This window comes from Corynebacterium sp. ED61 (genome assembly GCF_015233855.1).
Lineage (GTDB): Bacteria > Actinomycetota > Actinomycetes > Mycobacteriales > Mycobacteriaceae > Corynebacterium > Corynebacterium dentalis.
Map to the genome: position 1 here is coordinate 463,193 of NZ_JADGIT010000001.1, position 8,918 is coordinate 472,110.

Sequence of the window (8,918 nt, forward strand, 5' to 3'; positions counted from 1 at the left end):
CCTCATGACCTCCACCGCATTCCCCCTGAAAAAGGTGCTGATTGCCAACCGCGGCGAGATCGCAGTGCGCATCGCCCGCTCCGCCCGCGACCTCGGCATCACTTCCGTGGCCGTGTACTCCGAGGCGGACGTAGACAACCTGCACCCGCAGATGGCCGATGAAGCCTACGCGCTGCAGGGAAACTCCTCAGCCGATACCTACATGAACATCCCCGCCCTGGTGGACATCGCTCTGCGCTCCGGAGCCGACTGCGTGCACCCCGGCTACGGCTTCCTGTCCGAAAACGCCGATTTCGCACAAGCCGTCACCGATGCGGGACTAACCTGGGTCGGCCCTACTCCGGAAGCCATCGAGGCACTGGGCAACAAGGTCACCGCCCGCACCCTGGCCTCCAAGGCAGGCGCGCCCATGACCCCCGGCACCCCGGATCCCATCGCCTCCTGGGAAGAGGCGCGAGACTTCGCCGACGAGCACGGCATGCCCATCGCCATCAAGGCAGCCTTCGGCGGCGGTGGACGTGGTCTCAAGGTTGTTTATGATTACGACGACATCGAAGACGCCTTCGCTTCCGCCGGACGTGAAGCAGTGGCGGCATTCGGGCGTGGCGAGTGCTTCGTGGAGAAGTTCCTCACCAAGCCCCGGCACGTGGAAACTCAGGTTCTCGCTGATACCCACGGCAACGTGCGTGTGGTCGGCTCCCGCGACTGCTCCGTGCAGCGCCGCTTCCAGAAGCTGGTGGAAGAAGCTCCCGCGCCGTTTTTGACCGACGAGCAGCGCACCAGCATCATCGAAGGCTCACGCGCGATCATCGCTGAAGCAAAGTACACCGGCGCCGGCACCGTGGAATTCATCGTGGCCGAAGACGGCACGGTGAGCTTCTTGGAGGTCAACACGCGTGTGCAGGTTGAGCACCCAGTCACCGAAGCGGTCACGGGCGTGGACATCATCGCCGAGCAGTTCCGGATTGCGGCTGGTTTGGAGATCAGCTTCGACGAAGACCCAGAATCCCGTGGTCACGCATTTGAGTTCCGCCTCAATGCTGAGGACGCGGCCAATGGATTCGTGCCTTCCCCCGGCACCGTGGTGCGTTTCGAGGCGCCGACCGGCCCCGGTATTCGAGTGGATTCTGGCGTTCATTCGGGCTCCACGATTCCTGGTTTCTACGATTCTTTGATGGCCAAGCTGATCGTATCCGGCCCTACCCGCGAGATCGCATTGAAGCGTGCTCGGGCGGCACTGCACGAGATCACCATCGAAGGTGTGCGCACCGTGCTTCCTTTCCACAAGGACATCGTGACGCACCCGGCCTTCTCCGGAGACCACTTGGACGTGTACACGGACTGGGTGGACAAGGAGTACCAGCCAGGCATCGGTGCTGGCTACACCGGATCTTCCCCATCGGACATGGAGGCTGCCTATGACGAGCGAACCACCATGACGGTCGAGATCGACGGACGCCTCCACCGGCTATCCATTCCTTCGTCCGTGATTGCGGGCGCTGCTAGTGCTGCTCAGCCTGCCGGTGCTGCGGGTTCCACCGGTTCCACATCGAGTGCCAGTGCAACCAACGGCTCGGAGTCAGGCGCCGCAGCGGAGTCCCAGGATGGCGATGCAGCAGGTGCTGTCGCGTCTGGTTCGGGATCAACCTCCGTGCCGTGCCCGTACACCGGCGTTCTGGTGAACTGGCGAGTAGAAGACGGCGATACCGTTGAAACTGGTCAGCCCATTGCCACCATCGAAGCCATGAAGATGGAATCCACCGTGGAGGCTCCTGCTTCTGGTGTGGTGAACCTGTCTTCGATCAGCATGGGAGACAGCATCTCGCAAGGTGAATCGCTGGCGGAAATCTCCGCATAATAGACTGGAGGTTATGAATCCATCCGATTTATCTACCTCCAGTTCTGGAAGTAGCGTGGGAGAATCATCCCGCGAATCTCTGACCAGCCAGTCGCATAATGCCGCTGTGGAGCTGACGAAGGGGATCTCCTCCGGACAGTTCCGCCCAGGCGAGAAGCTCAACGAAGTTGACATCGCCGCTCAGCTGGGGGTATCCCGCAATACACTGCGGGAGGGCTTTGCCACGCTGGCCGCCCAAGGGCTCGTGGAGCGCATCCCACATCGCGGAGTATTTATCACTCAGCCCACGCTGACACAGATGCTGGACCTCTACACGGCGCGCATCATCCTGGAACCGGGCTCATTGCTGTGGGGTTCCCGCGTAGGGCTGGACGGCCTAGACGGAATCGTCCGCCAGGCGGAAGCTGCCCGCGATGAACAGGGCGGTAACAGTAGCGAAGTCGATATTCAGCTAATTTCCGACGCGAATCACGATTTCCACCGCACCATCGTGGCCAGTGCCTGTTCTCAACATCTAGAGACGGCAATGAGCCGGATTCTGGCGCAAATGAGGTTGGCATTTATGCACGCCACAGAAATAGATCCGGCTTTCCATGTTCACTTCATCACGGAAAATCGGATTGTCGCTGACTTGGTCGCAGAGGAAAAATACGAAGAGGCGGCTCAGAAACTTTCGGAATCTCTGAGCCACACGCGGGATTACCTACCCCAATTCTTTACTGGCTAGCCCCACAAGGTGCCGAGCTTGGACAAAGATGACCATGCCAAGTACAAGGTCAGCAGCCAGGTAGCTACGCCGATCAGCAGCAGCCACGCTGGATACTTGTAGTTCTGCAGCAGATCCCTGCGGCGCCATGCGACCCAGAGCACCACGGCAAAGCCGATGGGCAGGATAAGCCCGTTGAACGCACCGGCGAAAACCAGCAGCTTCTGTGGAGCCTGGTTTAGCCACAGGTAGATTCCAGCACACACGGCAATAAATGCGACGGTCATTAAGGATCGGGTTCGCAGGGAAGTCTTCTGCGTGGTGATGAAGCTGATGGAGGTGTATGAAGCACCCACCACAGAGGTCAGGCCAGCTGCCCACAGGACCACGCCGAAGAAGCGCAGGCCAATCTCACCAGCAGCGTGGTGGAACGCGTCCGCCGCCATGTTGTTTCCGGCGAGTGTGACACCCGAGGCAACCACACCGAGGATGGCGAGGAAGAGCAAGACGCGCATGATGCCGGTGACAATGATGCCCAGCACAGATACTTGAGTGATGGACTTGACGTTGTCCACACCGGTCAGTCCGGAATCAATGAGGCGGTGGGCGCCGGCGAAGGTGATGTATCCACCGACGGTGCCGCCGATCAGCGTGATGATGATCAGGAAGTCGACCTGTTCTGGTGCCACCGTGTTCTTCAATGCCTCGCCCACGGGAGGGGCAGAGACCACTGCGACATAAATCATCAGCAAGATCATGATGGCACCCAGCGCCACCACGATGCGGTCCAGAGCAACACCGGCCTTCTTCGATACGAAGATAAAGATGGCGATCAGCGCGGAAATCGCACCACCGATGCGCGGATCCAGTCCAAACATGGCATTCATACCTAGGCCGGTACCGCCGATGTTGCCGATATTGAACACAGCGCCGCCAACGAACACGAATGCCGCCATGACCCAACCAAGGCCGGGCAGAACAGTATTTCCCAGCTCTTGGGCACGCAGGCCACTCACGCCAAGCACGCGCCAGACGTTGAGCTGGATTGCGATGTCTACGAGGATCGAGATGAGAATCGCGAAAGCGAATGCCGCTCCGATTTCCACTGTGAACACGGTGGTCTGGGTGATGAAGCCCGGACCGATCGCGCTGGTGGCCATAAGGAACATGGCACCAAGCGAGGCCAGAAATCCGGTGGCTCGGGTGACGGTCTGGGGGTTTGAATCTGCTGCGTGGGTCGCAGTATCTGCTGCTGCGGAAGCATGCCCTCGAAGTGCATCATCCTTGGGGGTGTGAGACATGAAGAGCCTTCCCTTGTTTAGTGATGGAAATCACCCTAAGGGATTGTTCAACAATATGTAAAGAAATGGACAGATTTTCCAGAGAGAAAACCTACCCCCACATGTCCCCTGCTAGGCCTGCTGCGCCAACCACTGTGCAGCCTCGTCCACCCTCCCGCGCCACACTGAAGGGGCCGCAACGATGTGTTCGGACGGGTAATCTCTGTACTTGTACGCTGCACCGCGGCCGTCCATCCACGCAGTGACCTCGTCCGCCGGCGTTCCGCGGGTATCTAACGCTGCAAGACTCACGTAATTGCGTGAGGATTCCACAGCTGCTGCGAAGCCTGCGGGAATCCGTGGGGTCATGATCAGGTGGAAATCCGCTTCACCAGCAACGTCCCGCGCAGCCACAAAGCCTGTGCCGAAAGTGATCAGTCCCACCTGGCTAGAACCGGATCCCCGCTGCTGCTTCACCCAGTTCTTCACGTCATTGAAAGTCTGCGCGACTGCTGCCTGCGTTGGCTCCCACGACCCAGCTCCAGGCAATGGATACACTACGTCGATGACTGTCACGCCGGAGCGTTCCGCGAGGGCTGCGAACAGCGGGAGCCAGAATTGGTCGTGGCTCTGCCCGTCTCCGAACCAACCGGGTCCGCCGTGCAGGGAAACGGCATAGGCGCCGTTCGGCTCTGAGGGGCGCAGGATCGTGGCCCGGACTCCCTCAGGAAGCTCGGCACCACCAAAGGGCGTAGCCGCAGGGCCGGTGCGCAGGTAGCTCACGTGCGGCATGGAGTGATCGAGGCCCGTTCCCAAGACCAGCAATCCACTGTGGGCCAGCAGATCTGGAGTCTTTGCCCACATGCGCTCAGTGGCTTCCTTGAGCTCCGCGGGGACTTCTTTGCCTTGTGACGTGAATTCCCGGCCTTCATCGGTAGTCAGCGAGCGAAAGATGTCGGGATAGTTGTCCTCGAAGAAGTTGCTGAGCTGCTCTACCTGCTGCTCGGGTGTCAGCAGCGCCACGCCTTCCTGAACATCCCTGCCGCTGCCGGGCAGGTTGACGATGTCCGAGTTCGGGGTCTGCTGCGCTGGTTCTGACTGGTTCCCTGGCGTTTCGCTCATGGATCCATTGTAGATCCCGCCAACATTCAGAAAACCAGTCCGCTGCGAACTAGTCCGCGATCGCGTCCAGCGGCGGCGTAGTGGCAGCCTTGTGAGCTGGCCACAGTGCGGCCACCACGCCCACCACTGCCGAGCCGATCACCATCAGAGCCAACTGGTCCCCAGGAACCACCGCTCCGGTCAGTCCTTGGTCTTGCATTGCCTGGATAAATGCCCATCCCAGGAACACTCCGATGACGATGCCCATCAGCGCGCCGTACAGTGAGATCTGCACTGCTTCCAGGGTGATCATCGTGCGGATCTGCATGCGCTTGGTTCCCACTGCGCGCAGCATGCCCACTTCTTGTTTCCTCTCCACCACGTTCAGGGCCAGAGTGTTAATGATGCCCAGGATTGCCACCACCACTGCGAGTGCCAGGAGACCGTAGAGGATGTTCAACATCTGATCCACCATGACTGCCTGCGAACCGGCGTATTCCGTCTTGGTTTGCACGCTCGCAATGACGAACTTGTCCACTGCGCTTTCCAACTCTTGACGTAACTGATCCTCATCCACTCCAGGCTTACCGTTGACAGCGATCAGCTGGATGGTTGTGGCAGCTGCTCCGTTGGACGCGAACTGTGCCACGTCCTTCTTAACCTGGGTCAACGCGGAATCACTCAGGACTATATCTCCCAGCAGCTTGTTGTCCTCGTAGGTGCCCCGCAGTTTCACATGCGCCAGACCCGCGGTGCTGGTGGGGCCAATGCCCACCGGCACGTCCTGGCCGACGGTCCACCCCTTCTTCTTGGCCATACTTTCGCTGGCCAGGAATCCTGGCTCGGCGAACGTCACGTCTCCGTCAACCCGCTCGATGTCCGTCACTGCCGTGGGGTCGCCGTCCATTACGAAACTAATTGGTTGGCCCGGTGCGGCAGATTCTCCGTCCACTGTGAAGCCGCTGACTCCAAATGTGACGGCATCTTGCACGTCATTGACGTCCTCAATTGCTTGGACAGCACCTCTCGGGACGGGGAACTGTCCCGGTCCGGCACTGGCAGGTCCTGCCACGATGTACTGCGCTTGGATACTGGAGTCCGTGAGTTCGGTGACGGAGTTTTTCATCGTCGCGCCGAACATGCCGATCGCCGCCACCAGCGCCACGCCCAGAGTTAGGGCGAACGCAGTAGTTGCGGTACGGCGTGGGTTCCTCTTGGAATTGGTCGACGCCAACTTCCCCACTGCCCCGAACGGCAGGCCAATAGTCCGGCCCACCAGCGGAACCACGGGGATAGCGAGGGCTGGAGAGACCATGAAGGTTCCGAGAATCATCAGCACGGCACCCAGGCCAATGATCCCGGCACGCGGCCCCGTGGAGGCGTCGGAAAGAATCCAGCCACCTGCCACTACCGCGGCGATTCCAGCAAGCAGCACCACCGATCCCAACACTGTTCGCAATTTCAGCGAGCTGCTAGAGGAAACGTCGCCCATGCGCATGGCTTCGACGGGACGAACCTGGCCCGCGCGACGAGCCGGAGCCCATGCGCTGAGCACCGTCACCAACACTCCTAGGATCAGCGGCACGATGACTCCCATCGCCGTCAGAGCCAATCCAGATTCCGGAATGCCCATGCCCATCGAGTCCAGGGCGATGTAGATCAGCTTCACTAGACCGTAGCCCACTGCCACTCCCAGCAGGGATCCGATGAGCCCGATCACTGCCGCTTCGAGGACCACGGAGGCCGTCAATTGTCGTTGCGAGGTGCCCAGTGCTCGCAGCAATGCGAACTCACGCATGCGTTGCGCCACGATCATGCTGAACGTGTTGGCGATGATGAACGTGCCTACCAACAGTGCAATCAGGCCGAACGCTAGCAGGAAGTAGTTCACGAAGCTCAGCGCTGTGTTGATTTGTTCGGTCTGCTCATTGACCATCTGGTCGCCCGTTTTAAATTCGACGCCAGGATATGCGCCCTTCAGGTAGTCCACGAACTGCTGCTGGGATTCGTCCTGTGCGGATTCCAGCATCAATTCATCCACGACACCGCCTGGGCGAAACTCGTCAAGGAATGCAGGTTCTTCCATGAGGGCACCAAAATAGCCCCCCACTTCGAAATCCTCGCTATAGATGCCCACCACGGTGACCTGGTGTGGCTTGGTGGGATCAATGAGGGAAAGCGAATCACCTACCGCGATGTTGTTCTTGTCCGCCGCGGTCTGATTGACAATGACCTCGCCCGGACCGTGCGGGGCGTGGCCCTCAACCATTTCCATTCCTTGGCTTACCTGCTGGTCATCGGAATAGTAAGGCCCCACCACGGAAGGCGCACCACCTGTGTTGATGGTGTTGTTGTCCTTATCGCCTACGACCACCTGCACATTGCTGGAGATATTGACGTTGGATACGTGTGGGTCACCTACCAGTCGTTGCCGGAACTCTTGGTCGAGACTCTGCCCTCCCCCCTTCTGTGAGGAAGCCACTGCATCCACATTCTTGTAGGTTGAGTCAACAATGCTATCGAAGGCCCTGGACAGCGAGTTGGTGAACATGAAGCTGCCAGCGATAAAGGCAGTACCCAGCACTACAGACAGAATCGTCAGAAAGAACCGCAACTTATGGGAGCGAAGATTGCGCATGGAAACGCGCGTCATGGCGCTGCTTGAGGAATCCATCAGCACTCCTCGATGCTGGTCATGGTCTGCAGGATCTGGTCCGTGGTTGGGCGCTCAAGCTCACGCACGATGTGGCCATCGGCGAGAAACACCACGCGGTCTGCATACGAGGCGGCGCGGGGATCGTGGGTCACGATGACCACCGTTTGATTATCCTTATCGACGGCAGTGCGGAGAATATCCAGCACCTCACTCGAGCTGTTGGAATCGAGGTTGCCGGTGGGCTCGTCACCGAAAATGATGTCTGGGCGGCTTACGAGCGCGCGGGCGCACGCCACACGCTGCTGTTGTCCGCCGGACAACTCTGAGGGACGGTGACCTAAACGCTTAGACAAACCAAGGCGTTGGGTGACTTCTGCAAACCAAGACTCATCGACCTTGCGCCCTGCGATATCGAGAGGAAGAGTGATGTTTTCTTTCGCAGTGAGGGTAGGCACCAAGTTGAAGGACTGAAAGATAAAACCGAGGCGCTCGCGACGCAATTGGGTCAGCTGCTTGTCCTTGAGGTGGGTGAGGTTCACATCTCCCACGAACGTATCGCCCGATGAGGCCGAATCTAAACCAGCCATGCAATGCATGAGGGTGGACTTGCCGGAGCCGGAAGGCCCCATGATTGCGGTGAATTGCTGGGTGGCGAATTCCACACTCACATCGTTGAGGGCGTGGACTGTTGTATCGCCAGATCCGTACTTCTTGGATAGTGATACTGCGCGGGCTGCTGCGGTACTCATAATTCTCCTGACCTCATGCGGGTAACTGATCAACAGTATCAAGCATAAGAAGTGCCGAGACATGAATACATCAGGGTTCCACCCTCATCTTGCTTCCTCGGGGTGGCGCTGATGCCGTCACTGTGCCCCGAACCTTCATCACCCGGTAGTCACATACTTTCCGGGTACACAAAAGAAGAGCTCTGGCAACGACCACGAAACACACAATTTCGTATCGCTACCAGAGCTCTTCACACATCAATCTATTCAAAAAATTTTTGATGCCGGCGGTGACCTACTCTCCCACACCCTCCCAGGTGCAGTACCATCGGCGCAGACAGGCTTAGCTTCCGGGTTCGGAAAGGGACCGGGCGTGACCCCGTCGCAAAAACCACCGACAAACACATACAGGAAACACACACCCACACCACCCCAACAGGATGATTGGTGTGCCGTGTCATCCCAGACACTGCACAGCAGACGCGAAAATCTTCAAAGTATTTGTGCAACACACGCACACCACACAACACAGCGGGCGTGACTCTCGTTACATGCGCATATATTTTGCTCGTTCACCTAACTCAACACA

General features: G+C 58.9%; 6 protein-coding genes and 1 rRNA gene. 2 read left to right on the plus strand and 5 right to left on the minus strand.

The window, feature by feature from the left end; all coding sequences use genetic code 11:
• Positions 1-4 precede the first annotated feature (4 nt).
• Positions 5-1,858 (plus strand): biotin carboxylase N-terminal domain-containing protein, encoded by a 1,854-nt coding sequence (locus tag IM764_RS02065; protein ID WP_194186690.1) that lies wholly within the window; start codon positions 5-7, stop codon positions 1,856-1,858.
• A gap of 13 nt (positions 1,859-1,871) precedes the next feature.
• Positions 1,872-2,585 carry a GntR family transcriptional regulator gene (locus tag IM764_RS02070; protein ID WP_194186691.1) on the plus strand — a complete coding sequence of 238 codons (714 nt, stop codon included), beginning with the start codon at positions 1,872-1,874 and terminating at the stop codon, positions 2,583-2,585.
• Here the strand turns inward: IM764_RS02070 and IM764_RS02075 are convergent.
• The 5 genes from IM764_RS02075 to rrf form a co-directional block, all read right to left on the minus strand.
• Positions 2,582-3,865, minus strand: coding sequence for an NRAMP family divalent metal transporter (locus tag IM764_RS02075; protein ID WP_228073203.1), 1,284 nt, complete (start codon positions 3,863-3,865; stop codon positions 2,582-2,584). The genes IM764_RS02070 and IM764_RS02075 overlap by 4 nt on opposite strands.
• 111 nt (positions 3,866-3,976) lie before the next feature.
• Positions 3,977-4,966: a hypothetical protein gene (locus tag IM764_RS02080; protein ID WP_194186692.1), complete on the minus strand. Its 990-nt coding sequence runs from the start codon at positions 4,964-4,966 to the stop codon at positions 3,977-3,979.
• 49 nt (positions 4,967-5,015) lie between these two features.
• Entirely contained in the window at positions 5,016-7,619 is a 2,604-nt protein-coding gene (locus IM764_RS02085) for an ABC transporter permease (RefSeq protein WP_194186693.1), read from the minus strand.
• Positions 7,619-8,350 carry an ABC transporter ATP-binding protein gene (locus IM764_RS02090; RefSeq protein WP_194186694.1) on the minus strand — a complete coding sequence of 244 codons (732 nt, stop codon included), beginning with the start codon at positions 8,348-8,350 and terminating at the stop codon, positions 7,619-7,621. Before IM764_RS02090 ends, IM764_RS02085 begins: the two co-directional genes overlap by 1 nt.
• A gap of 261 nt (positions 8,351-8,611) precedes the next feature.
• Positions 8,612-8,728, minus strand: a 5S ribosomal RNA gene (gene rrf / locus IM764_RS02095).
• Between the last annotated feature and the right edge of the window lie 190 nt (positions 8,729-8,918).